The sequence below is a fragment of the Plantactinospora sp. CNZ320 genome, assembly GCF_002846275.1.
The window spans coordinates 5,259,545-5,286,126 of the sequence record NZ_PJMP01000001.1; the positions used below are offsets into that span (position 1 = coordinate 5,259,545).

General features: G+C 71.0%; 28 protein-coding genes and 2 pseudogenes. 10 read left to right on the plus strand and 20 right to left on the minus strand.

What is annotated here, in order from left to right:
* Positions 1 to 76 precede the first annotated feature (76 nt).
* From CLT71_RS23465 to CLT71_RS23475, 3 genes and pseudogenes are all read left to right on the plus strand, one after another.
* On the plus strand, positions 77 to 418 hold the full coding sequence (locus CLT71_RS23465) for a metalloregulator ArsR/SmtB family transcription factor (protein WP_101369002.1): 342 nt from the start codon (positions 77 to 79) through the stop codon (positions 416 to 418).
* Between the two features lie 3 nt (positions 419 to 421).
* A complete protein-coding gene (locus tag CLT71_RS23470) occupies positions 422 to 928 on the plus strand; it encodes an SRPBCC family protein (RefSeq protein ID WP_101369003.1) in 507 nt (168 codons plus the stop codon).
* Positions 928 to 1,545, plus strand: a pseudogene (locus CLT71_RS23475) (dihydrofolate reductase family protein); the annotation flags it as partial. The gene CLT71_RS23470 and the pseudogene CLT71_RS23475, both read left to right, overlap by 1 nt.
* A 225-nt stretch (positions 1,546 to 1,770) precedes the next feature.
* Here CLT71_RS23475 and CLT71_RS23480 read toward each other — a convergent pair.
* Together CLT71_RS23480 and CLT71_RS23485 are read right to left on the minus strand one after the other, a co-directional pair.
* On the minus strand, positions 1,771 to 3,399 hold the full coding sequence (locus CLT71_RS23480) for an ABC-2 transporter permease (RefSeq protein ID WP_101369005.1): 1,629 nt from the start codon (positions 3,397 to 3,399) through the stop codon (positions 1,771 to 1,773).
* Positions 3,396 to 4,286 (minus strand): ABC transporter ATP-binding protein, encoded by an 891-nt coding sequence (locus tag CLT71_RS23485; protein WP_199187693.1) that lies wholly within the window; start codon positions 4,284 to 4,286, stop codon positions 3,396 to 3,398. Before CLT71_RS23485 ends, CLT71_RS23480 begins: the two co-directional genes overlap by 4 nt.
* Before the next feature lie 302 nt (positions 4,287 to 4,588).
* Between CLT71_RS23485 and CLT71_RS23490 the strand changes: the two are divergent.
* Positions 4,589 to 5,029, plus strand: a pseudogene (locus tag CLT71_RS23490) (PEP/pyruvate-binding domain-containing protein); the annotation flags it as partial.
* Between the two features lie 99 nt (positions 5,030 to 5,128).
* Positions 5,129 to 6,112 carry a nitroreductase family protein gene (locus CLT71_RS23495; protein WP_486483408.1) on the plus strand — a complete coding sequence of 328 codons (984 nt, stop codon included), beginning with the start codon at positions 5,129 to 5,131 and terminating at the stop codon, positions 6,110 to 6,112.
* An 81-nt stretch (positions 6,113 to 6,193) separates the two neighbouring features.
* Here CLT71_RS23495 and CLT71_RS23500 read toward each other — a convergent pair whose 3' ends face one another.
* Entirely contained in the window at positions 6,194 to 6,607 is a 414-nt protein-coding gene (locus tag CLT71_RS23500) for an Hsp20/alpha crystallin family protein (protein WP_101369009.1), read from the minus strand.
* Positions 6,608 to 6,635: 28 nt separating this feature from the next.
* Positions 6,636 to 6,911, minus strand: a complete 276-nt coding sequence (locus CLT71_RS23505) for a hypothetical protein (protein ID WP_101369010.1) — start codon at positions 6,909 to 6,911, stop codon at positions 6,636 to 6,638.
* Between the two features lie 199 nt (positions 6,912 to 7,110).
* Between CLT71_RS23505 and CLT71_RS23510 the strand changes: the two genes are divergently transcribed.
* Complete coding sequence (locus tag CLT71_RS23510) at positions 7,111 to 7,341, plus strand: winged helix-turn-helix domain-containing protein (protein WP_486483409.1); 231 nt, start codon at positions 7,111 to 7,113, stop codon at positions 7,339 to 7,341.
* Positions 7,342 to 7,388: 47 nt separating this feature from the next.
* Here the strand turns inward: CLT71_RS23510 and CLT71_RS23515 are convergent, their stop codons facing one another.
* Positions 7,389 to 7,769 (minus strand): DUF1876 domain-containing protein, encoded by a 381-nt coding sequence (locus tag CLT71_RS23515; RefSeq protein ID WP_101369012.1) that lies wholly within the window; start codon positions 7,767 to 7,769, stop codon positions 7,389 to 7,391.
* Between the two features lie 152 nt (positions 7,770 to 7,921).
* Positions 7,922 to 8,635, minus strand: a complete 714-nt coding sequence (locus CLT71_RS23520; RefSeq protein WP_101371721.1) for a CBS domain-containing protein — start codon at positions 8,633 to 8,635, stop codon at positions 7,922 to 7,924.
* 314 nt (positions 8,636 to 8,949) lie between these two features.
* Here CLT71_RS23520 and CLT71_RS23525 point away from each other — a divergent pair, with 314 nt between their 5' ends.
* From CLT71_RS23525 to CLT71_RS23535, 3 genes are all read left to right on the plus strand, one after another.
* The gene (locus CLT71_RS23525) at positions 8,950 to 9,825 is read left to right on the plus strand and encodes a universal stress protein (RefSeq protein ID WP_101369013.1); all 876 of its coding nucleotides are present in this window, start codon (positions 8,950 to 8,952) and stop codon (positions 9,823 to 9,825) included.
* A gap of 70 nt (positions 9,826 to 9,895) precedes the next feature.
* The gene (locus CLT71_RS23530; RefSeq protein ID WP_101369014.1) at positions 9,896 to 10,165 is read left to right on the plus strand and encodes a DUF1876 domain-containing protein; all 270 of its coding nucleotides are present in this window, start codon (positions 9,896 to 9,898) and stop codon (positions 10,163 to 10,165) included.
* Positions 10,166 to 10,167: 2 nt separating this feature from the next.
* A complete protein-coding gene (locus CLT71_RS23535; RefSeq protein ID WP_101369015.1) occupies positions 10,168 to 11,142 on the plus strand; it encodes an Acg family FMN-binding oxidoreductase in 975 nt (324 codons plus the stop codon).
* 84 nt (positions 11,143 to 11,226) lie between these two features.
* On the opposite strand, the gene CLT71_RS23540 is transcribed toward CLT71_RS23535, so the two are convergent.
* From CLT71_RS23540 to CLT71_RS23590, 12 genes are all read right to left on the minus strand, one after another.
* Positions 11,227 to 12,267: a zinc-dependent alcohol dehydrogenase family protein gene (locus tag CLT71_RS23540; protein ID WP_101369016.1), complete on the minus strand. Its 1,041-nt coding sequence runs from the start codon at positions 12,265 to 12,267 to the stop codon at positions 11,227 to 11,229.
* Between the two features lie 350 nt (positions 12,268 to 12,617).
* Positions 12,618 to 14,048, minus strand: coding sequence for an endo-1,4-beta-xylanase (locus CLT71_RS23545; protein ID WP_486483410.1), 1,431 nt, complete (start codon positions 14,046 to 14,048; stop codon positions 12,618 to 12,620).
* A gap of 330 nt (positions 14,049 to 14,378) precedes the next feature.
* Positions 14,379 to 14,891, minus strand: a complete 513-nt coding sequence (locus CLT71_RS23550; protein WP_101369018.1) for a ribonuclease FAU-1 family protein — start codon at positions 14,889 to 14,891, stop codon at positions 14,379 to 14,381.
* 23 nt (positions 14,892 to 14,914) lie between these two features.
* Positions 14,915 to 15,262, minus strand: coding sequence for a hypothetical protein (locus CLT71_RS23555; RefSeq protein ID WP_101369019.1), 348 nt, complete (start codon positions 15,260 to 15,262; stop codon positions 14,915 to 14,917).
* 285 nt (positions 15,263 to 15,547) lie between these two features.
* Positions 15,548 to 17,479 carry a cell wall-binding repeat-containing protein gene (locus CLT71_RS23560; RefSeq protein WP_143743576.1) on the minus strand — a complete coding sequence of 644 codons (1,932 nt, stop codon included), beginning with the start codon at positions 17,477 to 17,479 and terminating at the stop codon, positions 15,548 to 15,550.
* A 179-nt stretch (positions 17,480 to 17,658) separates the two neighbouring features.
* Positions 17,659 to 18,624: an acetyltransferase gene (locus CLT71_RS23565; protein ID WP_486483411.1), complete on the minus strand. Its 966-nt coding sequence runs from the start codon at positions 18,622 to 18,624 to the stop codon at positions 17,659 to 17,661.
* A 222-nt stretch (positions 18,625 to 18,846) separates the two neighbouring features.
* Positions 18,847 to 19,023 carry a hypothetical protein gene (locus CLT71_RS37105; protein WP_158242288.1) on the minus strand — a complete coding sequence of 59 codons (177 nt, stop codon included), beginning with the start codon at positions 19,021 to 19,023 and terminating at the stop codon, positions 18,847 to 18,849.
* 518 nt (positions 19,024 to 19,541) lie between these two features.
* Positions 19,542 to 20,135 carry a DUF6346 domain-containing protein gene (locus tag CLT71_RS23570; protein ID WP_101369021.1) on the minus strand — a complete coding sequence of 198 codons (594 nt, stop codon included), beginning with the start codon at positions 20,133 to 20,135 and terminating at the stop codon, positions 19,542 to 19,544.
* Between the two features lie 31 nt (positions 20,136 to 20,166).
* On the minus strand, positions 20,167 to 21,171 hold the full coding sequence (locus CLT71_RS23575) for a hypothetical protein (protein ID WP_101369022.1): 1,005 nt from the start codon (positions 21,169 to 21,171) through the stop codon (positions 20,167 to 20,169).
* Positions 21,168 to 21,479, minus strand: coding sequence for a type VII secretion target (locus CLT71_RS23580; RefSeq protein WP_101369023.1), 312 nt, complete (start codon positions 21,477 to 21,479; stop codon positions 21,168 to 21,170). The genes CLT71_RS23575 and CLT71_RS23580 overlap by 4 nt, the downstream gene beginning before the upstream one ends.
* Entirely contained in the window at positions 21,476 to 21,862 is a 387-nt protein-coding gene (locus CLT71_RS23585) for a YbaB/EbfC family nucleoid-associated protein (protein ID WP_158242289.1), read from the minus strand. The genes CLT71_RS23580 and CLT71_RS23585 overlap by 4 nt, the downstream gene beginning before the upstream one ends.
* 183 nt (positions 21,863 to 22,045) lie before the next feature.
* Positions 22,046 to 22,387 (minus strand): DUF952 domain-containing protein, encoded by a 342-nt coding sequence (locus tag CLT71_RS23590; RefSeq protein ID WP_101369025.1) that lies wholly within the window; start codon positions 22,385 to 22,387, stop codon positions 22,046 to 22,048.
* A gap of 104 nt (positions 22,388 to 22,491) precedes the next feature.
* On the opposite strand from CLT71_RS23590, the gene CLT71_RS23595 reads away from it, so the two are divergent.
* Positions 22,492 to 23,724 (plus strand): cytochrome P450, encoded by a 1,233-nt coding sequence (locus tag CLT71_RS23595; protein ID WP_101369026.1) that lies wholly within the window; start codon positions 22,492 to 22,494, stop codon positions 23,722 to 23,724.
* 388 nt (positions 23,725 to 24,112) lie between these two features.
* On the opposite strand, the gene CLT71_RS23600 is transcribed toward CLT71_RS23595, so the two are convergent.
* Both CLT71_RS23600 and CLT71_RS23605 read right to left on the minus strand, forming a co-directional pair.
* Complete coding sequence (locus CLT71_RS23600) at positions 24,113 to 25,351, minus strand: sodium:proton exchanger (protein ID WP_101369027.1); 1,239 nt, start codon at positions 25,349 to 25,351, stop codon at positions 24,113 to 24,115.
* Positions 25,352 to 25,577: 226 nt separating this feature from the next.
* Positions 25,578 to 26,309 carry a hypothetical protein gene (locus tag CLT71_RS23605; protein ID WP_101369028.1) on the minus strand — a complete coding sequence of 244 codons (732 nt, stop codon included), beginning with the start codon at positions 26,307 to 26,309 and terminating at the stop codon, positions 25,578 to 25,580.
* Positions 26,310 to 26,582 lie beyond the last annotated feature (273 nt).

Sequence of the window (26,582 nt, forward strand, 5' to 3'; positions counted from 1 at the left end):
CGTCCCGGCGACCTGAGCCGCAGGTCACACATGGTCGTTCCTTGACGCATACCCTTATGGGAATATGATTGCTGCCATGGCACGAGCAGCGACGACGTCGGACGTGTTCAACGCGATCGCCGAGCCGCAGCGCCGGGAGATTCTGATGCTGCTGCGGGCGGGTGAGCGGCCGGTGACCGACCTGGCCCGGGAACTGGGGATGACCCAGCCGGGAGCGTCCAAACACCTGCGGGTGCTCCGGGAGGTGGGACTGGTGCGAGACCGCAAGGCGGGCAAGCAGCGGCTCTACGGCCTCGACGCCCGGGGGCTGCGGCCGATTCACGAGTGGACCGGCGGGTTCGAGCGGTTCTGGAACGAGAGCTTCGACCGGTTGGACGCGTACGTGCAGGACCTCAAGCAGGCAAGGCAGGAGGAATAGCTGATGAGTGAGACAGGACGAGGGACGCCGGAACAGTCCCCGGTGGCCGACCGCGAGATCGTGATCTCCCGGGTCATCGACGCCCCACGGGAGCTGGTCTTCGAGGCGTTCACCGAGGTGCGGCACCTGTCGCGGTGGTGGGGGCCGGACGGGTTCAGCACCACCACGCGGTCCTTCGAGTTCCGCGTCGGCGGGGAGTGGGACTTCGTGATGCACGGCCCGGACGGGACGGACTACCAGGAGTGGATCACCTGGACCGAGATCGTCCCGCCGGAGGGGATCACGCTGCTGCACGGCGAGTCCCGTGGCGACCCGAACGCCTTCGAGTCGATCCTCACGTTCACCCCGAACGAGGCGGCGACCCGGATCGAGATGCGCACGATCTTCCCCTCGAAGGAACTGCGCGACGAGGCGGTCGAGAAGTACCACGCCGTCGAGGGCGGCCGGCAGACCCTGAACAACCTGGCCGGCTATGTCGCCGAGCTCGTTCGGAAGGGAGCGCAGGGCTGATGGCCGGCAAGGTGTTCTTCAGCGTGTCGATGTCGCTGGACGGGTTCATCGCGCCCGCGTCCCTCGGCGAACTGATGGGGCAGCAGTGGATGGAACTGCAACGGTGGGTCTTTCCACAGCGCTTCTTCAGGCAGAACCTCAAACTTGGCGGAGGCGGCGAGGAGGGGCGCGACAACGACATCCTGCGGGAGACGTTCGAGCGCACCGGCGCGAACGTCATGGGCAAGCGCATGTTCGACGCCGGCGAGCAGATGTGGCCGGAGGAGGCGCCGTTCCACACGCCGGTCTTCGTCGTGACGCACGAGAAGCGTGACCCATGGGAGCGGCCGGGCGGCACCACCTTCCACTTCGTCAACGACGGCATCGAAGCCGCGCTCGACCAGGCCCGAGAGGCCGCCGGCGACCGCGACGTACGGATCGCGGGCGGCGGCACGACAATTCTGGAGTACGTGAACGCCGGCCTGGTCGACGAGTTCTCGATCGCGCTCTCCCCCGTACTGCTCGGCGCCGGAGTCCGCCTGTTCGAGGGGGTGGACGCGAGCCGCGTGGCCCTGGAGCAGGTCAATTCGGAGTCCTCCCCGAGGGTGACGCACCTGAACTACGCGGTCCGGGAGCGGAAGGGGTCCCGACCTCAGCCCTCCCCCGCCGAGGAGAGCAACCCGGTGGGATCCCCGACGCGGTGACCCTGCAGGGACGGGGTGGCCCTGCAGGGACGGGGTGGCCCTGCAGGGACGCGGTGATCCTGAAGGGACGCGGTGATCCTGAAGGAAGGGGCGGGCGGTCGAGCCGCGATCTCGGCAGCCCGCTCCCTTCCGAAGGGACCGCACCTCGTCGTCGCCTCCTCAGAGGCGTAGGTCGCGGCGTCGGTATCCAACGGCGCCGATGACGGCGAAGCCGGCGGCGATGACGAGGATGCCGACGACCCCGGGCCAGTCGGGCGCCACCTCGGGTACGGAGCCGAGGTGTGCGAACGGGGACAGCTCGCCGACCCAGTGCGGCGCGCCGGTGCTGTCGGCGATGACCTGGAGGAGGAAACCGCCTGCGGCGGGTAGCGCGCCGACGAGCGCGACCGTGCGGGGGAACCAACCGAGGGCGAGGATCGCGGCACCGAGGCAGAGGGCCGCGATCGGCAGTACGTTCACCGCGCCCGCGAGTGCCCCGCCCAGTTGGAGGGGAGCGTCCACGCTTCGCGCCCCGATCCAGGTGAGCAGCCCGGCCCCGATGGCCAGTGTGCCGGCGCCGGCCGCGGTGACGGCGGTTTCGGCGGCGAGGAGCCGCAGCCGGGTGACGGGTCCGGCGTAGCCGAGGGTGAGCCGGCGGTCGGTTTCGGCGGCGGCGAGGGCGGCGACGCGTACGGCGGCGAAGATCCCGGTGGGGATGGCGAGCAGCACGTACATCGCCGCCACGTAGCCCTCGACCGAACCGAGGCCGGCGAACCCCGCTCGCGCGGCGAGCTCGGCGAACTGCTGGTTGTCGGCCAGGAAGTCGGTCATGGAGACCGCGAGCACTCCGATGAGCAGGAAGTAGGCGCCGACCCCGGTGGTCCAGCCGGCGAGGGGGCGGAGCAGGCGTCGCAGGGCGAACGCGGGGATCGAGCCGAGCAGGCGTACCCGTGCCGCGCGTCCGGTGCGGGGTGCCAGCCAGCTCCCCCGGACGTCGCGGCGCGCGGCGGCCGTGGGGATGGCGGCGAGCAGCGCGGCCGCGGCCAGGGCCAGCACGACCAGCGGCAGTACCCGGTTGTCGTGGTAGGGCCGGGACAGCGCGGTGAGCCCGAACGGGGAGAGCCAGCGCAGCCAGCCGAGTGTGTCGACGCCGTCACCGATCATGCGCAGGAGCAGCCCCGCGCCGAGCAGCGCCACGCTGGCCCCGCTCGCGGCGGCGCGACTCGGGAAGAGCTGCGCCGCGAGGGTGCCGGCGGCGGCGAAGAAGACGCCGACCAGGGCGAGACCGGCGCCGTGCAGCGCGGCGCCGGCGGGCGGGGTGCCGGTGGCGGCGAGGGCGGTACCGGTGGCGAGTCCGACGAGCAGCGCGGCCGAGACCAGCACGACGGCGTGCCGCAGCACGACCTCGGACAGCGGGACCCGGCCGGCCAGCAGCAGGTCCCAGTGACCGGCGTTCTCCGCCTCCCGGGTGATCCGGGTGGCGGCGAGCAGGGCCCAGACCCCGACCAGGACCGCGAGGACGGTACCGGTGCGCCACACGGTGAACCCGCCTGCGGAGTCGAGGGCGACCGGCTCCCCGAACAGGGTACGGATCGCCGGGTTCTCGGCCAGTGCGGCGAGGGCGGCGGCGTCCATGGTGTCGCCGACGGTGCTGGCGTAGGTGCTGGCGACCATCGCGGACATGCCGCCGGCCAGCGCGAGGACGATGACCGCCCCACGCCGTACCTGGCGGAGAGCCAGCCAGGTCACCGCGTGCCCTCCGCCGGCGTCCCCGGTCAGCCGGGCGACCGGCGCGTCGACGGCGGTCACCGGGACACCTCGTCGTAGTAGTCGAGGAAGATCTCCTCGAGCGTCGGCTCGTGGATCGTCAGCGAGTTCACGTTGGCCGTGGCCAGGGCTCGCAGTGCCGGCGCGGGCGGGCCGGTGAGGGTGAACCGCAGCCGCGCCGGCCCGACCCGCTCGACCCCCTCGACCCCGGGTACCCCGTCCAGCTCGGGTGCGGTGCCGGGGAAGGTGACCTCGACCTGGCCCCGGTGCAACCGCCGGAGGTCCGCGACGTCGGCGATCTCCACGAGCCTGCCGGACCGCAGGATCGCGACCCGGTCGCAGACGGCTTCGACCTCGGCGAGTTGGTGCGAGCTGAGGAACACCGTCTGTCCCCGCTCGCGCGCCTGCGCCACCGCCCGCTGGAACTCCCGCTCCATCAACGGGTCCAGGCCGCTGGTCGGCTCGTCGAACACCAGCAGCGGAGCGCGGGTGGCGAACGCCGCCACCAGGGCCACCTTCTGCCGGTTCCCGGTCGAGTACGTCCGGCCCGGCTTCGACACGTCCAGCGCGAACCGCTCGATCAGCTCGTCCCGGTACACCCGGTCGACACCCGGCCCGGTGCGCCCCAGCAGTTCCAGGGTCTCGGCGCCGGTCAGCTGCGGCCACAGCGCCACGTCGGCGGGCACGTACGCCAACGACCGGTGTGCGGTGCGCACGTCCTGGGCGTCGGTGTCGAAGATCCAGGCGTGCCCCGCGGTCGGTCGGGCCATCCCGAGCAGCAGGCGGATGGTGGTGGATTTGCCGGCGCCGTTCGGGCCGAGGAATCCGAACACCGATCCGGTGGGTACGGCGAGGTCGAGCGCGTCGAGCGCGAGCAGCCTGCCGTAGCGCTTGCTGAGACCTTCGGTGCGAACCGCGAACGTATCCATGGGAGCCCTCTTCGGTCGACGCGACATCCGACTGCCGACCAGACTTCCCGGCGCTCCACAACGGAGCGTACGCCCGAAGCGCGCGGGTAGGAAGTGTTTGTCAGGTAGACGCGCATCCTCGCCCGACCGCCGCCGCGTCGACCTGCGGTTCCGCCGAAAGTTCGGCGATCTTCCGCCGTGCCGGGGTGCGGGGCGAAGGTCCCGCCGCCGGGGTCCCGTCCGACCCTACGGAGCGGGGTCGCCACCTTGGTACCACCGAGGTGACGACCTGTATCGCAACGAAGCGGGAGAGGCGGCCGGTGATGCGCAAGTACGTGTTCGACTTCACCGAGGGCGGCGCGGAGCTGACGGACCTGTTGGGCGGCAAGGGCGCGAACCTGGCCGAGATGACCCGACTGGGTCTGCCGGTACCGCCGGGGTTCACGATCAGCACCGAGGCGTGCCGTGGCTACCTGTCGACGAGTACCGTGCCGGCCGGGTTGTTCGACCAGGTCGACGCCCATCTCCGACTGGTGCAGGACCGGTTCGGCAAGGTGTTCGGCGATCCGCGGGATCCACTGCTGCTGTCGGTGCGTTCGGGCGGGAAGTTCTCCATGCCCGGAATGATGGAGACGATCCTGGACATCGGCCTGACCGACGCGACCGTGCCGGGGCTGGCCGCGCGCTGCGGCGACCCACGGATGGCCTGGGACTCGTACCGGCGGTTGATCGGGATGTTCGGCAGGACGGTGTGCGGGGTACCGGCCGCGCGCTGACCACCCGCCGGATCGGCGCGACGTGCACCGTCCCTCGCGCACGCGCGTCCCTGGCGGTGGAGGATGGGGGCAGGAGGTAGTAGATCAATGATGGATGCTGAACGTCCCGCCCGGGCGGTCCTCGCCGAGGCTGCCGAGGCGGCCGGATACGCGCCGTCGGTACACAACACCCAGCCCTGGCGCTGGCGGGTCACCGCCGACGCGCTGGACCTGTACGCGGCACGGACCCGGCAACTCCGAGCCGCCGACGAGGAGGGGCGGTTGCTGACCCTGAGCTGTGGCGCCGCCATGCACCACGCCGTGGTCGCGCTGGCCGCGCAGGGCTGGTCGACCGTGGTGACCCCGCTTCCCGACCCGGCCGATCCGGATCACCTGGCCCGGATCGAGCTGGCCGGTCACACCGGCGTGACTCCGGAGGCGATGCGCCGGTTCCAGGCGGTACGGCTGCGGCACACCGACCGCCGCCCGGTCAGCGACACCCCGGTCAGCCCGGAGGCGCTCGACGCCATCGGCCAGGCGGTGACGGCGGGGGGTGTCCAGCTGCACCTCCTCACCGCCGACCAGGTCCTCGAACTGGCCGCCGCCGCGTCGCACGCCGACCAGGTGGAGGCCCAGGACGAGGAGCAGCGCGTCGAGCTGGCGTACTGGCGCGGTGGCGACCGGCCGGCCGGCACCGGCATCCCGGACGAGGTGGTACCCGGTCGGGCACCGCAGACCACCGTCCCCGGCCGCGACTTCGTGCGGGCCGGGACCCTCGCCGTCGGCCCGGGACACGACCGGGCCGCCAGCTACGCGATCCTGTACGGTCCGGCCGACGAGCCGGCCGACTGGCTGCGCGCCGGAACGGCGCTGTCGGCCGGCTGGCTGACCGCCACCGAACTCGGCGTCACGGTGCTGCCGTTCAGCTCGGTCATCGAGCTGCCCAGCACCAGGCAGGCGCTGCGGAGCGTGATCAGCAACCTCGGGTACCCGTACCTGGTGGTCCGGTTGGGCACCGCCGACCCGGAGACCGCCGGCCCGCCGCACACGCCTCGGCTGCCCGCCGAGCAGACCATCGAGATCGTCGACTGACGGCCGGCACCCGGGGCCGTCGGGCTCGGTACGCCGACCGAGCCCGACTGTTCCGGGCCAGCCCGCCCGAGCGGCCGGCCGCTACTTCTGGCCGGTACCGACCGTGATCGGGATGGTCTTGCCGGCGGTCTCCGGCGTGCTGACGAGTACCTTGATCGTCAGGATTCCGTCGGTGTACTCGGCGGTGATGGTGTCCTCCCGGGCGCCCGAGGGCAGCGGGACCGACCGGTAGAAGGACCCGTAGTGGAATTCCGAGCGGGTCTTGTCCCTGCGTTCGCCCGAGCGCACGACGTGCAGCCGCAGCTCGCCGTCCGCGTACGTCACGGTGACGTCCTTGGCCGGGTCGGTGCCGGGCAGCTCCGCCCGGACGGTGTACGTGTCGCCGTCCAGGAACTCCTCGATCCGGATGGCCGGCGTCAGCAGCGGGAACAGGGACAGGTTGTTGACCCACTCCAGCGGGGTGAGTCCGGTACGGGTCTTGCTGATGGTCGACATCACGACCTCCTTGTCGTTGTCCTATCCATCACACCGCTGGGCCGGGTCTGCCGAGCAGGGGCGAACGGCCCGTTGTCGGGGTCCCTTGCCCCCAGTCGGTGGCGAGCCGTTCGTACGCCACCCTGGCGGCCCAACACATCCCGGTGTGGTCCGGCGGGTTGCCGCACGCCCGGCAGTTGCCGCCGTTGCTGACGTGGCGCAGCAACACGCTGCGCATCTCGGCCCGCTCGACTGACTCCGGCACCGGCACCGGTCCGGGGTCGCGCAGCGGTACGGGTTGCTGCGGTAGGTCGTCACTGAACACGCGCGTCACCCTTCGTCGGAGGCGGCAGGTCCGGCCACGGAGCCCTAGTCACGTAGCCGGACCGCTTACCGGGTCGGTCCCCGGGAGGTTTGCCGACCGACAGGGGACCTGTCTGGCAACCTGCCATGGATAGCCATAGGTAGTCAAGGTCTGGCAATGGGTGATTGACTCAGGGTGCCGACCGACAGGGGACTACCACGTGCCACCGCAGTACGCCTACCAGCGGGTAGCCGAGGATCTGACCAGGCGGATCAAGTCCGGAGAGTTTCCGCCTGGCTCCCGGCTGCCCAGCCGCGCCGAGTTGTGTGCCGAGTATGAGGTGTCCGCCTTCGTCGCGGACCGTGTTTTTCTGATCTTGAAGATGAACGGGCTCACCGAATCACTGCCCGGTGCTGGGGTGTACGTGAAGGAGAACGGCCAACAGGAGTAAACGACAGTGGTCCGGACTATATGAGTCCGGACCACTGTTTCTGCCGCTCAGGCCGCCGTGACGTCTTCCCCGAGCCGGTGGTGGCCGGTCAGGGACCCGCCCCGAAACAGTGCTGGCCGACAGGGCCGATCCGTGCCTTCCCACGTGCCTCGCCCGTTGTCGCCGGCCGCCTCCAGCAGGCTGTGGGCGAGATCGGCGAGCGCCCTGGAGACGGCGAGTTCGTCGCCGATCTGTGGCACCCGCGGATCCGCCGGGTTGCGCCGTGCCGTGCCACAGCCGACCAGCCCGCTCTGGAGCCGGGCCTCCGCGCGGGTACGCCGCTCGTCGTCCCGTTCGTCGATGACGATGTCGATGGTCCACCCTCCCGGGCTGCCCGAACCCCCGGCCCGCCCCGGCGGTCGACCCGAACCGCGGCACGCCGTCGGCAACCCCGGCTTCCGTGCCCCGCTTGTGCACCCAGCTCGACAGTCTCCGCGCCGACCACCCCCGGCTCCGCCGCCGACCGCTCACAGCTTGAAACAGCTCGCCCAAGGTGCCCCACACCTAAACGATTACCCCATCAACCTTCATAGACGAGGCACTAGATCGAGGGTCCGGTGGCGCTGAACGGGTGCGACCGGCTCCACCGGGAGCGGGCCAGCTCGGCGTCGTCCAGGTCGTACGTGAGGTGGTCCCGGACCGCGATCACGCCCGGCACGGCCCCGACCAGCCGTACCGTCAGCTCCGCCAGGGAACGCCTGTCGAGGTGCCCGCTCAGCGCGACGAGCCCGCCGTCGACCTCGACCTGCACCTCGGACGGATCCAGCCACAACGTCCGGCGCAGCACCTCGTCCACGATGTCGCGCCACACCTCCGCGTCGGGGCGCAGATGCACCTTCAACACGTCGGCGCGGGAGACGATCCCGACCAGGCTGCCGTCGTCCGCGACCACCGGCAGCCGTTTGACGCCCTTCTCGGCCATCAACCGCGCGGCCGCGTGCAGCCCGGTGTCCGGCCCGGCGGTCACCACCGGCGAACTCATCAGCTCCCGCGCCGTCCGGCCCGCGCTCTTCTCCCGGGGCGACCGCCGCCGTTGCGGGAAGAGACGACGCTGGCCGGCGGAATCGGCGAACTCCACCCTGTGCAGCAGGTCGGCCTCGGAGACCACGCCAACGACCTTTCCGGCCCGGTCGACCACCGGCACCGCACTGATCCGGCGTTCGGCGAGGAGGTCGACGATGGCGCGGTAACTGGCGTCCTCGGGCACCGCCACCACGTCTTCGGTCATGACGTCCCGCACCGTCCATTTCCGCATGGCTGTCTCCTTCCCGGGCATGCCCGCCGGAGGACTCCGAGACTCCGGGGGTCGCCGACCGTGACCGTTCCTCTCTTCCATGGCACGCCATCCGGCCCGGGGGCGGACAGGGCCGAACGGCCCGGCAGATGGTGGCGGTCGGCCCTGCGACTGTGCCGCCCTGTGCCTGCTGTCGTCATCGCCAGGCCTCGCCGGGCGCCGTCGGGCGTCGTCGGGCGGGTAGAAGGTCACCGGCAGCCCCGGACCATCGGCCCTACGCCGGACACCGCTCACGTCGTTACGTTTCGGCATAGAGAGCCCGGTTGGAGGAAGCCATGCAGGCATACCCGATCATCGTCGGCTACGACGCGTCCGACGGCGCGAAAGCCGCCCTTCGGTGGGCGTTGGACGAGGCAGCCCGTACCGGTGCGGAGATCACCCTGCTCTTCGCGTTCGAGTGGCCGGCGGTACCCAGCACGGTCGCCCCGGTCGCGACGAGCTGGCCGGACCAGGGCGCCCGGGAGGACGCGCAGAAGATGCTCGACGCCGCGATCCTCGACGCCTTCCAGACCCACCCACGGGTGCTGGTCACCGGCATCGTGGCAGACAGTTCGGCGGCGCTGCTGCTGCGGGAGCGCTCACGCGAGGCGCGCCTGCTGGTGCTGGGCAGCCGTGGTCACGGCGGCTTCACCGGCCTGCTCGTCGGCTCCACCACCGTCACCGTCTCGGCACACGCGCACTGCCCGGTGGTCGTCGTTCGCGGCGAGCAGGAGCAGCCGGACGGCCCCGTCGTCGTCGGCGTGGACGACTCCACCTGGGCGCGGCGCGCCGTCGAGTACGCCTTCGCGCAGGCGGCGGCGCGCGGCACCGCCCTCCGGGTGGTCCGGGCCTGGACGCCGGTCGCCCCGCGCCGCCAGCTACCGGGTTACAGCCCGGAGGCGCAGGCCGGTGCCGAGCGGGTCGAGGTCGACGAGTTGGTGGCCGACGCGCGGAGCCGGTACCCGGAGGTCGAGGTGACCGTCGACGTCGTCGCCGGCCCGCCCGGCCGGGTGATGGTCGAGGCGAGCCACGGCGCCCAACTGGTGGTCGTGGGTTCGCGCGGCCGTGGTGGCTTCAGCGGGCTGCTGCTCGGTTCGGTCAGCCAGCAACTGCTGCACCACGCGCACTGCCCGGTCGCCGTGGTCCGGGAACTTCCGGCAGCCGCCGACTGAGGGAGGGCGACGCCGTCTGAGGGCGGGCGACGCAGCCGGACGATCCTGCGAGCAGGGCAAGGAGCCGAAGATGACCGCCATGAAGCACTGGAACGTGGAGATCCTCGTCGAGGAGGTGGACGACCGGACGTACGCGGAGGCGCAGCTCTACGACGAGATCCGGGACGACCTGGTCGGCGCCGGCCAGGCGCGGTGGCGCCCCGGCGAGCCGCACGGTCCGGAGACCGGGGACGAGATCGCGGTGGCCCGTGCGCTGTCGGACCTGGGGCACCGGTTGCTGGTCACCGCCTCCGGGGACCTGGAGGAAGCCATCGACCGGCCCGTCAGCCTGGACCACTGATCATGGCCCCCCGGACCCGGCCGATTCCCCGGCTGTCGCCGTACACCGTGGCGAACTGTCTGCGCGCCGCCGTCGCCGCGCCGTCCGTGCACAACACCCAACCCTGGCTCTTCCGGGCCCACGGACGGCGGGTCGAGGTGTGGGTGGACCGGGATCGCCAGCTAACCGCCCTCGATCCGTCCGGCCGGCAGATGTTCGTCAGCGTCGGCGCCGCGATCTTCAATCTCCGGATCGCGATGTCCGTCAACGGCCGGATCCCGGTACTGCGTCTGCTGCCGGACGCGACGCGCCCGGAACTCGCCGCCCTGGTCGAGGCCGGCCCCGTCTCGGCACCGGGCTCGGCGGCCACCGTGCTGGCGGCGGCGATCACCCGCCGGCACACCAACCGGCGCCCGTACCGCGCCGAGGCGGTTCCGTGGCCGGTGCTGGACGAACTCTCCGGGGCCGCCGCTGCGGAGGGCGCCCGGTTGACAGTTGCCGAACCCATCCCCCGGGACGCGATCCTCGCCCTCACCCGGACCGCTGACGGGATCCTCCGACGGGACACCGGGTACCTCGCCGAACTCGCCGCCTGGGCCGCACGCGACCCCGGGCTCCAGGACGGGGTACCCGCGTACGCGTACCCGCCGGAGGATGCCGCCGGCCGCCTGCCGCTGCGCCGCTTCGGCCCGGCCCGGGAGGCGGTCGCGTTCGAACGTCGCCCCACGATCCTCCGGCTCACGACCCGGGGCGACTCCCCGTACGACTGGCTCCGGGCCGGGCAGGCATTGCAGCGGGTACTGCTCACCGCGACGGTGCGGCGGTTGGCCGCGTCCCCGGTCAACCAGGCGCTGGAGGTACCCGAACTGCGCGCCGCCGTCGGCGGCAGTCACGGCCACGCCCAGATGATCCTGCGCATCGGGTACGGCGATCCGGTTCCGCCGACACCCCGCCGTACCCTGTCCGAGTTCCTCCAGGAAACCGCCGCGCGTTCCTGAGGGAGAAGCCGTCGGACCTGCCCTGGTGAGGGTCGTCGGATGACCGACGTGCCGGCCGTCCATGGTGGACGGCCGGCACCGGGGTCAGGTGTGGGAGAGGACGACCTTCAGGGCACCGGTCTCGGCCGGTCGGGTGAAGACGTCGTACGCCGCCATGAAGTCGTCGAGCGCGAACCGATGCGTGATCATGTGTTCCACGTCGAGCTGGCCCGCACTGAGCATGGCGAGCAGGTCGGGCGTCGAGTAGGTGTCCACCAGGCCCGTCGTGATCGTGACGTTCCTGCTCCACAACTCCTCCAGGTGCAGCACGGCCGACTTGCCGTGCACACCGATGTTCGCCACCCGGCCGCCGGGGCGCACCAGCGTGGTGCACGCCTCGAACGCCTGCGGCGTGCCGACCGCCTCCATCACCACGTCCGCGCCGAGGCCCTCGGTGAGCGCGTGGACGGATCCCCGTACGTCGTCGTCGACGTTGACTGTGACGTCGGCACCGAACTGCTTGGCCGCCTGCAACCGGCTCTCCGCCCTGTCGACGACGACGATGCGCGTCGGGGAGTACAGCCGGGCGGTCAGGATCGCGGCGAGTCCGATCGGTCCGGCTCCGACCACCACGACGGTGTCGCCCGGCCGGACCTGACCGTTGAGCACACCCACCTCGTACGAGGTCGGCAGGATGTCGGCCAGCATGACGGCGTCCTCGTCGCTGACGTCTGCCGGCAGCCGGTACGTGGACAGGTCGGCGAAGGGCAGTCGGGCGTACTGCGCCTGCACGCCGTCGACGTGGTGGCCGAGGATCCACCCGCCGCCACCCAGGCACTGCCCGTACCGGCCGGAGCGGCAGTAGCGGCACACGCCGCACGCCGAGATGCAGGAAGCCAGCACGCGATCGCCCCGGTTCAGGCCCGTGACGCCGGCCCCCACCTCGACGACTGTGCCGACGGCCTCGTGTCCGAGGACGCGCCCGGGCTGGACCTCTGGTACGTCGCCGGCCAGGATGTGCAGGTCCGTACCGCAGATCGTCACGGTGTCCACCTTGATGATCGCGTCCCGTGGGTCGACGATCGTGGGGTCGGGCACATCCGTCCAGGACTTGCGGCCCGGCCCGTCGTACACCAGTGCTTTCATCGGTGCCTCCTTCTCCTGCCCCCAACGTGCTCCTCGGCCGGGGTTACCCGGCAGGGCCGGCCGCACCCGGTGGCGGGACCAACGTCCCGCCCCGGCCGAGCGGACGGCCCCGGGTGAGGGGTGAGGTGAGGTGGAGAACACCGAACAGCAGCGCCATTGGCCTCATCGGCACCATTGGCCTCATCGGCAGGGCCGACCGGCCCGCCCGGCCCGGCGTACCGGCCCGGTCCCGGCCGGCCCCACCTACCGGACGAGTCGCGACCTACCGGACGAGTCGCGGTCGGCCGGGCCGGGCGCGGACATGGTGCATGGACGACCGGGCTGGCCGGCCGTCCATGCACGGGTGGCGCTCAGGAGGCGGTGCACACCGGGCTCAGGGCGCCCGCCGTTCCGGTGCCCTGGAAGCCGAACTCGGTGGACTGGCCGGCGCTCACCGAACCGTTGTAGCTGACGTTGCTGAACCGCACGGCGCCACTGTTGCCGCTGCGGTTCGCGTTCCAGGTGTTGGTCACGGCGACCCCGGACGGCAGGGTGAGCTGGACGTTCCAGCCGTTGATCGGGGAGGTGCCGGCGGTGACCCGCACGGTGGCGACGAATCCGCCGGTCCAGGAGTTCAGCGAGACCGTGGCCGAGCAGCCGGTGGTCGGGACCGGCGGCGTGGTGGGCGAGCTGGTCGGTGTGACGGTCGGCGTCACGGTGGGCGTCACGGTCGGTGTCGCCGTCGGGGTACCCGGCGAGGTCGGGTCGGTCGAGACGTTACGGCCCTTGTTCAGCTCGTCGAGGACCGCGTGGTAGGCGGCCTTCTTCTGGTAGTTCCCGTTGCTGCCGGTGAACAGCAGGCCCCGTTCCGAGGAGCGCCACGACTCGCTGTCGGCGATGCCCCAGACGGTGATCCCGGTGCACTTCGCGACGTTCAGGCAGGCCCGGACGACCTTGCGGTAGTTCTCCGCCTGGCCGGTGCCGATGTCGTTGTTGCTCAGGTCGTCGTCGATGTCGAGTTCGGTGATGTGCACCTCGACGCCGAGGTCGGCGAAGCGCTGGATGTTGGCCTGCAGGTCGTTGCTGATGATGCTGTTCGGGTTGTCGTTGAAGTGCGCCTGGAACCCGACGCAGTCGATGTACTGCCGGTAGTTGCTGACGATGTCGTACAGCGCGTTGGCCTTGCGGTTCGGGGTGCCGCCCTGGACCGTCAGGCCCTCGACGTCGTAGTCGTTGATGCAGAGTTTGGTGGTCAGCCCGCCGGCCTGCACGACCTGCTTGGCCCGGATGAACGAGTCCCGGATGACGTCGGTGTCGCCGGCGTCGAAGAAGTCACCGTCGCCGTTCGCGTCCCGGTTCATGGTGTGCGGCCACTGGTTCCGGCGCCGGCCGGTGTTGTTGTCCTCCAGCGCCTCGTTGACGACGTCCCAGTACGCGATCCGGCTGCCCCAGCGGTTTATGGCGTTGCCGATGAAGGTGTTCAACGTCGCCTGGCTGGCACCCTGCAACGCGCCGGCCTGCGAGTGCCAGACCAACGTGTGGCCACGGACCAGCATGTTGTTGCTCTGGGCGTGGTTGACCAGGGTGTCCGCGCCGCTGGTGTTCTGCAATCCACCGCTGGAGGTGGCGATCCTGTCCGGCTTCATGTCGTTCTCGGGAGTCAGTTGGCTGAACTCCTGGCCGACGATCGAGCTGAGCCGGTTGGGTGAGGCGGCGACGCCGAAGAACAGCCCGGCGTTCGCGGCAGCGGCCCGCAGCGTGGTCTCGGCCGCAGCGGCCGGACCGATGGACTGGACCGTCACAGCGCTGCCTACCAGCAACAACACCGCCATCGGCACGGCCGTGGCAGTAACTCTCCTGCGCTGTCTCAGGCTGCCGTTCACAGGGCCTCCTCGGTTACCTGACTGTCAGTAATTGACGTTCATGTATGCCTTCCGAAGGGTCAGTATCGGTACCGGCCGGCCGCAGTGTCAACGACTTCCGGAACTGTTCCGGAAGGTACGGTTAGGGCCAAAGATCAGGCTCACGCACGTATGTGCAGGTAGGAGAAGCGGGCGACAATGCCACCGGATCCAGGCATGCTGGCGGTGCCCGACAGCCGCGAGCGCGGGAGCCCTGGATAACCGGAACATTCAGAGCTGAGCGGCGAGCAACCGCCATCCGCGCTCCTGCCAGGGCTCGTCCCGGCGCCGGAGCGCCTCGGCGCGGTCCTCGGCCGTCGACCGGGCGACCTCGGCGTCCTCTGTGCTCATCCAGCCGTTGCGGCACGCCTGCTCGTACTCGTCCCAGTCCTCGATCTCGACCCGCGAATCCCGCTCGTGCCGCACCGGATCGAGTTCGAGATCGACGTACCGCCAGCCTGCCTCGGTGGCCTCTGGCGGGAGACACACGTCGATTTCAAGCCGCCGACCGGCGGGATAGTCGACCCACCAGGCCACCCACGGACGGTCCGCGGCGAGCAGCACCATCACGGGTACCGGAAGGACACCGCTGTCGTGCGGAGCGCCCCATGGCGAACCCACCGCACCGTGCAGCCACGTACCGTCGTGGTCTTCGAGGATCTGCCGGAGATCGAACCAGAAGACGCCTCCGGGACGCTTCGTCTTGGACAGCCGTACGCTCTTGCCGCTCTGGACCGTGCCCACGGGAGCACGCTAGCCGCCGGCGTTCAGATCCGGGATGTCGAGGCCGGTCGGATCGTGGCGACCGCGCCGTTGAGCGAGGTCAGGGCCCGGTTCTGGTGTGCGACCGCCTTGCGTAGCGCGTCGGCGGGACCGGTCTGCCCGGCGGTGGCGGCGGCACCGGCGAGTTCGGTCATGCACTCTTCCAGCTCGGAGCCGATTCGTTGCAGAATGCTGAGCAGCACCGCCGGCTCGTCCAGGCGCACGTCGCGGCGTAGCAGCAGCGCCAGCTGCTCAAGGGCCTGTTGCGAGTCGATGGCCAGGTCGACGAGCTTCGGGTCTGCGGGCCGGAGACCACGGGCGTACTGCGACGAGGGGTCCGAGGATGTTGCCATCCATCCAGGATGGCAAGGGATGCCCCCTGGCGCCCTCAGGTCTGCGATCAACGCTTGCCTCTGAGTAGCCCTGCCACGAACGCTGATCCGGCTACCCCGTTCATGCCGGCGGGCACCGGTGCGCGGTACATGGGCCGGTTCGGCGCCGGTCGGGCGAGGCGATGACGGCCGATCGGCCGTCATCGCCGTCCCCACCACGGCCACCTGTCCCAGCCATGCAGACCACGCGGACGCCTCGGCGCTCCCCGCGCCCAGCCTCCCCGCTGGCTGCTCCTTGCGGCCGGGCTATCCGCCGTGGTTGTAGCCGCCGGGGCCGCTGATCCGGGCGCCGATCTCGTTGGCCAGGGCGGGGGTGACGACCGCGGACGAGCCGAAGACCAGGCCGGTGGAGATGGCCGCCCGGCAGGTGGCCAGGTATTCCCCGGTCGGTGCGCTGAGCGTCGTCGCGTTGCCGGCGGTGAGCAGCAGCGGCGCCCTGAGGGTACCCATCAGCGCGGCGCCGGCCAGCGCGTCCGGCCAGTTCGTACCGGTGGCCACCCCGACGGCGTCCCGGCCGCCCGCGATGTCGATACCGTCGAAGTAGCGGTACGCGACCTGTTGCGCGGTCTCGTAACGGTCGAAGCCGAACGTCTGCCGGGGCGCGTACTCGAGCATCGCCATGCTGGCCTGCTTGCCGATCGTGTTCAGTTGCCAGCGGGTGAAGTCGTGGTCGTCGAGATATTTGCGGGTGACGGCGGGCAGGGTGCTGTCGTTGGTGAGCAGCAGCACGGCGCCCTGGCCGCCGACCCGGGCGGGCATGTTGTAGGCGCCGGCCAGCGCACCCGCGGCGAGGGCATCGGGAAAGTCGGAGCCGGTGGCGGCGAAGACGGTGTACGGGTCCGGGTCGATCGCGTTGGCGATCTCCACCGCCGTGCTGTAGCGGTCCGGCCCGGCGAGCCGGCGTACCCGGTAGCCCGCCGCCTCGACCGCCGCCTGCACCTCGGCGGAGACGGCGCCGGTGCTACCCAGCAGGTACACCGTCTTGTCCGGGGCGAGGATCCGCACCATCTCGGCCCTGGTCGCCGGGTCGAGGGTGTGCGGGGAGGTCAGCAGCAGGGGACCCTGCTTCGCGGCGGCCAGCACGGTGCCGCCGAGCGCGTCGGCGAACATGTCCGACCGGGCCAGCACCACGGTTTCGGCCCGGCTGCCGGTGGCCGGGGAGTCGCCGACACCGCCCCAGTGCGACCGGGAGACGGCGACCGCCGTACCGGTCCGGTCCGTCCCGGCCAGGCGGACCACAGAGTCCTTGCGCCGCGACTGATACGCCGGCACCCCGGACAACCCCGGCACCACCGCGTACCCTGAGCCGTCCGGCTGTACCGTCGCCACCCCGGCGCCGTCGGTGAAGGCGATCCGGGAGCCGGTGGGCGACCAGACCGGATGGTCGTGGTCGACCGGGTTCGAGGTCACCTGGACGGTCCTGCCGTCACGCAGGTCGTAGACGAAGATCTGCTGGTGGGTGCCGTCGGAGCGGACGAACGCCAGCCGGACGCCGTCAGGTGAGATCGCCGGGTTGGCGGCGTTGTCGACGACGTCGCGGTAGCCGAGGGCGTAGTCCCACATCCCGACCGACGGCTGCCCGACGAGCCGGCCGCCCTCGTTCGGCTGCGACTGGAAGACGAACCCCCACTCCACCCCGGTCGCGTCCGGGTTCAGGTAGTGCCGGCTGTCGTCGGGCGAGTGGACGAACTGCTGTGGCCAGGCCGACTCCTTGAGCGGGTTGCGGGTCACCGCGATCTGCCACGGCTTCGTCGACGACTCCTTGACCGCCATGATCAGGCCGAGGCCGAACTTCCAGTAGCCCGGCGAGGCGTACCTGCCGCCCGGGTCGGCCGGTGGGACGGCGACAGGAGTCCTGGGCGAGTCGTGGCGGAACCTCTTGACCTGCTGGTCGGCGCCGACGAACACCGCCTCGCTGCCGTCGGGTGCCCACGCGACGTCGCTTACCGCCTCGGACACCGTCAACGCGCTGCCGGAGTCGAACCGGACGGTGTTGCTGCCGTTGCTTGCCGACAGCACCGCCTCTTCGACTGCGGCGACGGCGCCGGTGGTGGCCTGCTGGTCGCGGTTGACCGTGGGTCGGGCGCCGGCCGGGGCCGGCACGACCAGCACCGCCGTGGTACTGACGGCGAGTGCCGTGGCCAGCACGGACAGTCGACGGGAGTCACGTGGAGTCAAGGGGGCTCCTGGCTGAAGGCTGCCGTACTGCCCGGGCTGGAGCGTTGCGCTCCACGGGACGGCACCGGCAGGAAACCTTAGAGCTTTTTGCCCGGTAGCGCTGCCCTGTTCCGGGCCGGAATTGGGCAGCGCCCCGTTCCGGCCCGGAAGTTGAGCCGTCAGGTCGATGGTCGACCCGATCAGCCAGGCGTCTGCTGTGCCGTCTGCGCGCCCGGCGCGGCCTGGTCAACCGCTGATGCCCGGTCCGGTATGTCGACCTCCGCCGCCGGTAGAAAGACGACCCGGGACCGCAACTGCCGGAACCCGGTCCGTTCCAGTTCGGCTACCACGCGTACCCGATGGGCGTCCACGTCCGCGACCACCTCGCGGGCGCCGCCCTCGGCCAGCAACCGGACCGCCTCGGCCAGCAACTCGCCCCGGACGGCCTCGTCGAGCAGGCCGAGATAGGCGATGAGCGGAAAGCAGGCGTCGCCGGCCGTGCCGACCAGTCCGACCGGCCGTGCGGCGTCGTACGCGATCCGCCAGTTTCCGGCCGGGCGACCCAGCCAGGCCAGCGGATCGGTGGCCAGGTCGACTCCGGCGACCGTTCGGGCGACCTCCCGGCCGGTCAGCACGTCCGGCTCGACGATCCGGGCGACCAGGGCGTCGACCTCTGCCGCGTCGGTGGCCGACCGGAAGGTGTACCGGCCGGAGAACGCCGGCAGCGGAGTACCCGTCCACGAGCAGCGCAGCCGCTCACCTCGCTCGACCAGCCCGGCGAGCCGGGCCGCCGCCATCGGCGCCTCTGCCACGGCCAGCACCTCCGGCCGGCGTCGCCAGTGCGCCGGTAGTGCGGCGTAGTAGACACAGGGACCGCCGAGCGCCTCGTGGGCGGCGCGTAGCAGCGTGGCACCGACCTCCGGCTCGGCGTCCAGGTCGAACCGTTCCAGCCAGGGTGCGCCGACAGCGCCCGGCGGCAACACCCAGGCCGCCCGGCCGACGACCCGGCTACCTCGGAGGGCGACCCAGGTGCGCTCGGGGCGGTAGCCGCCGCCGGCCAGACCTTCGGCGTAGCCGAACTGGCGCAGTTGGGGAAGTGGATCGGGCATGGAGTCGAACAGACTTTCCTCGCCCGCGACGAGCGGGCGGACGACCAGATCGGTCATGGCGGGATCCTCACAGAACGCGGGCGCCCCGGATCAGATCCGCGTGAACGCCGGGGCGCGGAGGGGGCGCAGAACATCGGACATTGTTCTGACCTCCTTCCGGCTCGTCGGCGTACCGGGGAAACGTATGGGGCGCACCGGCTTGCCGCAACGTAATTTCGTGCTGCACGCCTTCGCACTGCACGCCTTCGTGCTGCACGCCGCCGCAACCTCGAACTTCGGTCACGATCCCGAGCGGCTGCTGATCTGCTGGACGGTGGTATCCGTGGTGTCCGTCGGGTCGTCGGCATTCTCGGTGCGGGTCACGGTGGCCAGGGCGAGGAACACGCCCCATGCGGCGACCAGTATCGCGACCAGTGCGTTCCACCAGTTCGGTGTCAGCCAGGGGAAGGACCCCACGACGAATACGGCTGCGGCAGGGCTACCACCTCGGCCGACAGTTGAATCCCGAACACCGGGTAGACCCGTCCCCTGAGTCCGCTGCATCCCGCAAACGACGGCGGGAAACCGGCCCTGGCGTGGATTGCCGGCGGCGACTCGGGGAAGTCCGAGGGTCGGCAGGTGGGGAGGTGTGTGCCCGATGGGTCGCGGATCGATGAGCAGCGACGGTGTCGCGGGACGGCTCAGAACGGTTCGGAACCGTACGAAGCGTCGGCGGTTCCGGTTTGCCAGAAGGGCCGAGGAGTTGGCGGCGCAGCTCGGCGTACTGATAGGGCGGAAAGCCCTCAAGGCGGGCCGGAAACGCCCACGCAAGACCGAACGCGGTGGCCGACACGTGACGCGCAGTGCGAGTGCGCAGACCCGTACGGTCAAGTCGGCGCGGGTCAGCCGGCGGCAGGGCCGGAAGATCGGGCGCGGCCGCAAGCGGATCCGCCCCGGTTGACCGGCGCATCCGCCCCGGTTGTCCGGCTGTCGCGTCACCGCCTCCTGCGGAAGCGCAGCACCTCGCGCAGCAGCAGTACGCCCACGAGGCCGGGCAGCAGGGCGAGAGCGCCGATCCCGTATCCGATCCACAACAGCCACGGGCGGGCCTCGGCGTCGGCCCGGGCCAGCACCCGGGTCGTGCGATCCCTGCCAAGGTCACCGACCCGGACCGTCTTGCCGGTGTCGGACGAGTCGAAGATCGCTCGGGCGGTCACCGCCTCAAGCTGGCCGTCGTCCCAGGTGATGTCGACCTCGCACGCCTCCCAGTAGCCGAAGCCGCGGTTGCTGATCGGGCCGTGTTCGACGCAACGCCCGACCGTCGCCTGGCCCTCGCGTTGCGCATCCGCCATGTCCTTCCCGGCCAGCCTGCTCATCGTCACCGCCACACCGAGCAGGCTGGCCGCGAGGGCGAGTACCCCGGCCAGGAACAGGAACGACCGGATCGGGTGACCTTCGCGCCGTCGTACCACGGAGGTGCCGAGGTCTGCTGCCTCGGCGTTCCGCGCCGCGTCCTTGCGGTCGAGTTCCCGCTCCTGCTCCCTGATCTCGGCCATGCGCCGAGCGAGCCGGTCGTCCTGCGGTTCCACGTGTCGCCTCCGTCAGAGCGAGTCGCCTGCGTCAGAGCGGAAGTTCGATGGGTGTCGGGCTCGGGTTCTCGCCGCGTAGTGCATCGCCGCCCTGTCCGGCGTTCTGCGAGCCGTTGGTCTGGCTGGCCGACCGCGCGGTGTTCTGCACCACCTGGCCGGTTGTGCCGTACACCGACGTGTGGCCCTGACCGATCGTGTTGAACGCTCCCCTGAACCCGCTCAGGCCACTTCCGCCGGCCTCGCCCACCGCCTGGAGCCGGAACGCCTCGAGGCGCAGCGTGTTGCGGCTGGCCTGGCCGATCTGCGCCAGGATGCTGTCGCACTTGCTGGTCAGGGCGCCGATCTGCTTGATCGCCGCGAACAGCCGCTCCAGCAGGCTGAGGATCTTGCTGCTGGTCTTGCCCACCAGGATGGCGACCTCGGCGGCAACCTTGGGGATCAGCACCACGGTCAGGGCCTGGATCGCCTTGGAGATGCAGGCGCCGATCACCTCGGCCACGATGTCACGGATCGTGTTCCGGATGACGCCGACCATCGCGCCGACGATCGTGGTCGCCTTGGCCATCGCGTCGGCGATCTTGCCAAGCGCCTGGACGGACTCGGCGTGGTTCTTGGCGCGCTGCCGGTACGCCGCAGCCGCCTGCGAGGTCCACTCGGCCGTGCTCCGGTTGACCTCGTTGACGAAGAAGTCGGTGGCGTCGTAGATGCGCCGCTCGATGTTGTACCAGGTCTGCGCGTGGCCCTCGATCGCCTTCGGGTCACCGGCGAGCTTGTCCAGGGGCTCCCGCAGGAAGCTGACGTGTTCCATCAGCCAGCCGACGCCGGCGGCGAAGACCGCCTGTAGCGGGTCCATGATCGCGCCGATGGCGGAGAGACCGACCGCCACGGCGTTGCCGCCGACGCCGAGCCAGTTGCCGTTCGAGATTCCGTCGGCGATACCGCAGGCCGACTCGAAGATGCCGGCACCCTCGTACGCCTTCGTCTCGCCCTCGGGGGCGATGACGGATGGACGGGTGATGACCGCGTCGGTGCTCATCGGCCCCCCGCCTCCTTGATCCGGGTTGCCGCCGCACCGTCGGTGATGTCGACGTTGTCGGCCAGGGCACGGAGCAGCTCCGCCAGGTGCGCCGTCGCGTCAGCCCCGTTGCGGATCTCCGTCAACGCGTAGTCGGAGAGCGGGTCGATGATCGGCAGGAAGAGCGGGCTGCACAGGATGCCGTACACCTCGCCGTGCAGGTTGACGTACTCCGCACCGGCGGCGGCCTCTCCGCACATCCGGCCGGCTTCCTCCACCATCTGGGCATGTTTGCGGACCTCGGCCGTCGACAGTCTGATGTCGCTCATCGGGGGTCTCGCTCCTCGTCCTCGGGCGGTTCCGGAAACTGCTTGGTGTATGCGCCGCCGATGAAGGAGGCGGTCTCGGAGCCCGCGCCGTAGAGGCTGCTCACCACGTCGACCATCTGCTGCGCCATCTTCGCCTGGGCGCGCCGGCTGGTGTCGAGAATGATCGAGGCGAGTTCGTCCGGAGACAGCCGCATCGCCTGGTCACGCAGCCGTAGCTCGGCCATGCCTCCCGACGAGTCGACGGTCACGACGGCTTCGCCGCCCCGTGACTCGACCGTTGCCCTGTTCTGTTCCATCCGCTGGCTGAGCTCGGTGGTCAGTGCGGTCTGCTGCTCCACACGTCGCTGCCAGTCGATCAGCATGCCTTCCGGGTCCCCCGGCACAAGTCCTCCCTCGGTGCTGGTCCCGGGTATTTTAGACAACTTCCGCAAGCCCGGAATCCCATTGATATTCCTGGATTTCTGCTGCATCGTCCCGGCCGCCGTCGAGGTGGCGCCTTACCGTCGTCCGCCCCGGCTGCCTGCACCGACCACAAAGGCGGGAAGGCGCGAAGGCGGGGGCCGGAGTCAGCCGGGTGGCATCACGAACCGGCCGTCGGCGGTCCGTTCCAGCGGTACGACGGCCACCACCGCGTCGAGGTTGATCGGACCGTAGATGTGCGGGAAGACGATTCCCGGCGCGACCTCGTCGTCGCGTACCGGGGAGGAGAGCCGGTCCGGGTCGATGTGCAGCAGCAGCAACGGACCGGCGTCCGCGTACGCGGCCTCGGCCACGCCGAGCACCTGACCCCGGCGGGAGGCGTGGATGAAGCCCTCGTCGGCGAGGCTCCGCCCCCGGGTCGAGATCCGGTAGTCCCCCGACTCCTGCGCCGCCGCCCAGTCCGATGCCTCGGCGATGTGAAAGATCACCCTCGTGACTGTACCGGGACCGGGACTGAACCGGGACCGACCAGCGTGGTGTACCCGGTCGTCGGACCCGGTTTAGCCACGGTGCGTCGGGGCATGGTGGGCGGATGTCTCCGCGTCCCGGTCTCCTCGTCGACAACACGCTGCGGCTCGCCGCCGAGGGCTACGCCTGGCTGCCCAACCTCCGCCGCCGTCAGCACACCGAGATCGTCCAGACCCGGCTGCTGGGGCAACGGGCGGTCGGGCTGCGCGGCCCGGACGCGGCCCGGTTCTTCTACGACGAGCAGCACGTCCGGCGGCACGGGGCGATTCCCGGGCCGGTACAGGACACCCTCCTCGGCCGGCGGGCGGTGCACACCCTCGACGGCGCCGACCACCGGCACCGCAAGGCGATCTTCACGTCGCTGCTCAGCTCCGACGCGATCGCCACCCTCCAGGAGTACGCCGGCGCGGCCTGGGACGAGACCGTCGCCGGATGGCCGGCCGAGCAGCCGGTCGTACTCTTCGAGGAGGTCAGCCGGGTCCTCACCCGGGCCGTCTGCCGCTGGGTGGGTGTGCCGGTGGCCGAGCCGGAGGTCGCTGCGCTGGCCGCCGACATGGTCGCGCTGGTGGACGGCTTCGGCAGCCTCGGACCCCGGCACTGGCGGGCCCGGCAGGCGCGGGACCGACGGGAACGCTGGCTGGCCGAGCAGGTCGAGCAGGTTCGGCAGGGGCGGTTGACGGTCGAAGCCGGCTCGGCTTTCGACGTGATCAGCCACTACCGGGACGCCGACGGAGAGCAGCTCGATCCACGGCTCGCGGCGGTGGAGATCCTCAACCTGGTCCGGCCGACGGTCGCGGTCTGCTGGTTCGTCAGCTTCGCGGCGCACGCCATGGACCGCTGGCCGGAACTCCGGGCGCGGCTGCGGTCCGGCAGCACCGAGTACGTCACGGCGTTCGGTCACGAGGTCCGCCGCTTCTATCCGTTCGCGCCGTTCGTCGCCGGCCACGCCGTACGGGACCTCACCTGGCGGGACGTACCCATCCCGGCCGGCTCGCTGGTGATCCTCGACCTGTACGGCCAGAACCACGACCCGCAGCTGTGGCCGGACCCGTACGTCTTCGACCCGGAGCGGTTCCTCGGCCGGGAGATCGGCGCGTTCGAGCTGGTACCGCAGGGCGGGGGCGATCCGCGTACCGGCCACCGCTGTCCCGGCGAGACGACCACGGTGGCCCTGCTGACCGTGCTCACGGGCCGGCTGGCCGAGCTGGACTACCAGGTACCCGAGCAGGATCTGCGGATCTCGCTGCGCCGGATACCCACCCGGCCGCGCAGCGGCTTCGTCCTCGTCCGCAACTGACGATCCTGGCTGGGCCGACGAGACCGGCAATCGGACGACCTGGCCGGGCCGACGAGATCGTCGGTGCCGGGGCGGCGGCCCGTTTGGGCGGCACGATCGGGGGAAGCCTGCCGCCGAGGATGGGGCCGGCTGCGGCGCCCTCGTCGGCGGAACTGGGAGGCTTGAGATGGCTGGTCGGGACGAACTTCATGACCTTCGTCAACGCGCTCACGAGGCGGGCATCGAGGGCAGCTCGAAGATGAACGAGCAGCAGCTGCGGGAGGCGTTGAAGAAGGTCGGCAAGGGGACCGAGCCGATGGTCGCCAAGCAGGAGGCCAAGGGCTACCTGTAGCCGAACCCGAGGTACGGCCCGGGCGGAGATCCGCGCGGGCCGTACCCGTGTGGGTGTTCATTCGGGCCGTGCCCGGCCGGTCGGCCAGCTGGCCCGGAGCAGGGCGGGCATCTCCCTGCGGTGTCGGGTCAGCAGGATCGCGGCCAGCACCGCGTACACCACCGCGACGCCGTATCGGACCGCCTGGGTGGGTACGGCGAACTGCACCGCGAAGAGCAGGAACAGCAGCGCCGCCTCGGCCCGGGAGATCCGCAGGTCGGCCAGGACGGCGACGCCGAGCAGCGTCTGCGCGGCGGTCAGGTAGAGCTCCTCGGTCTGCCGCGCGTCGAGTTCCAGCCCGGCGAACTCACCGCCACCGAGGTAGAAGGCGATCGGCAGGCAGGCGATCAGCAGGGTCCACTGGTTGAGTTTCGCCGCCAGCAGCGCGCCCAGCCCGTCGTCGGCCCGGCCGCGCAGCGCGAAGGTGATCGCCACGATCACCTCGGGGGACTCGGAGGCGACCGGGGCCAGCCACTGGACGAGCAGGAACTCGTCGATGCCGAGCGCCGTACCGGCCTCGACGAGGGACTTGCCGAACGGCTCGGCGGAGCTGAGGATCACCACCGCCGCCGTGACGAAGAGCACGGCAACGGTCAGCCGGCGGCGGATCGCCGGCTGGCGGGCGAGGGTGGCGGAGACTCCGACAAGCGCCTCCTCCGCGTGCTCGGTACGCCCGATCCGGGAGAGGTAGAGCGCGAAGAGGGTACCCAGGACGATGCTGTCGTACCAGGCCAGCCGGCCGGTCAGCGGGATCACCAGGGCGTAGACGGTGGCCATCAGCAGATAGACCGTCTCGGTGCGGCGGTGTCCGGAGAGACTGACCCCGGTCCGGTCACCGGGCTGCCCGCGCCGGCGTACCGCCCAGATGGCGGCGAGGACAAGCAGCGGCCAGGCGATCCCGATCAGCAGCCGGTTGGCCCCGGTCATGTTGGCCAGGGCGAAGGCCGCGAACTCCCGGTCCGAGCCGGCGGCGTAGGCGAAGTAGATGTCGATCGCGTACTCCGGAAGCACCGCGACCAGGGCGAGCAGTGCCAGTGCCAGGCTTCCCGGCAGGTCGACGCGGGCCACCTCGGAGGCCCACATCAGCAGGGCGACCGCCGAGAGCACCGCCACCCCGAAGACCGCCATTCCGGCCACCGCCGGCAGGTGGACGCCGGCCAGCCGCATGGCGACGGCAGGGGTGGCCGCCAGCACGGCGAGTCCGACCCGGGTCGCCACGCCCCGGGCGGACACCGTGACATCCAGTTCCACCGGCACGCCGTCACCCCCGCCTGCATCGAGCCTGCCGGATCCACCGGACGCCAGGGGCGAAATCGCCGAGATGGGGATGCACCCTTCTCCGCCCGTCCCGTCGAAGTCAGGCCGGAGGGATCCCGACGATGCTGGAGCGGACAGCCGGAGACCGGTCCGGAACGGACAGCCGGGGACCGGCCCGATGTCGCGGGCCGGTCCCGGAGGGCGTACCAGGCGCGGGCGGCGATCCTCACGACCCCGGCTGCGACACGTCCTGCACGGTCGCGCCGGCCGGTGGGGCGAACGCCTTGCGGTCGACCTTGTCGGAGTACTTCACCAGTTCGATCGCGGCCTGCTCGCCCCTGTCGGTCCGGCCGACGAACGAGGCCAGTACGCCGGAATCGGTGACGCAGACCGTGAGCTTGTCGAGGGTCCCCTCGGTACCGCCCTGCGGGTCGCTGACCCCGGTGACGTCGGCGCAGAGCGTCTCCTGGCCGGCGATCTCGCGCTCCGAGGTCTGCACGTCGGTGTTGGGCACGATCGCGGCGGCGGTGACCATGGCGAGTGCCAGTTCCGGGGTGACGAATCCAGGGCCGGCGACCGAGGTGACCAGGCCGGCGTCCGGGGACATCGTGACGGCGGTGTTCGGGCTCTTCTGGCACTCACCGTCGGAGCAAATGATCATGTACTCCGGGGTGTGGATCAGCCGACCGGTCGCGGTGCTCAGCGCCGAGTTGGGTGGCTGCTGGCTGAGGGTGACGGTCTCGGTCTCCCGCTGGCCGGCCTCCTCGCCGATGATCCGGTACTCGGCGGTGAAGGTGAGTTGGGCGGACCGGCCCATCCGGTCGGCGAAGCTGCCCAGCGTGTTGGCTGTGTCGACGACGTTCTGGACGGTGTCGATGACGCCGCAGCCGGCGCTGAGCAGGACGAGGGCGCAGAGGGCGACGAGGCGCCCGGCGAGGTGGTCACGAGGCGAGGTCATGTCAGGAACTGTGCGGCCGGCGGCGCCAGCCGGCCACGGTCCGCGACCGGGACGGCACGAATCCGGGAGATCGGTCGCCACCGCTGACCCGCCGGGTGGCCGGCGCAGGATCACCCCCGGCGTCCCGCCCGGACCGGCGTCGGTGCGGTAAGTTGGGGGCTCGTTTCGTGGCGACCCGAGGAGGTGGGACCGATTTCCGTGTCGATCGGCCGGGCGCTCCCATCCGCCGGACCGGCACCCTTTCCGGGGTACGTCGGGCCGCGCTAGTCGGGA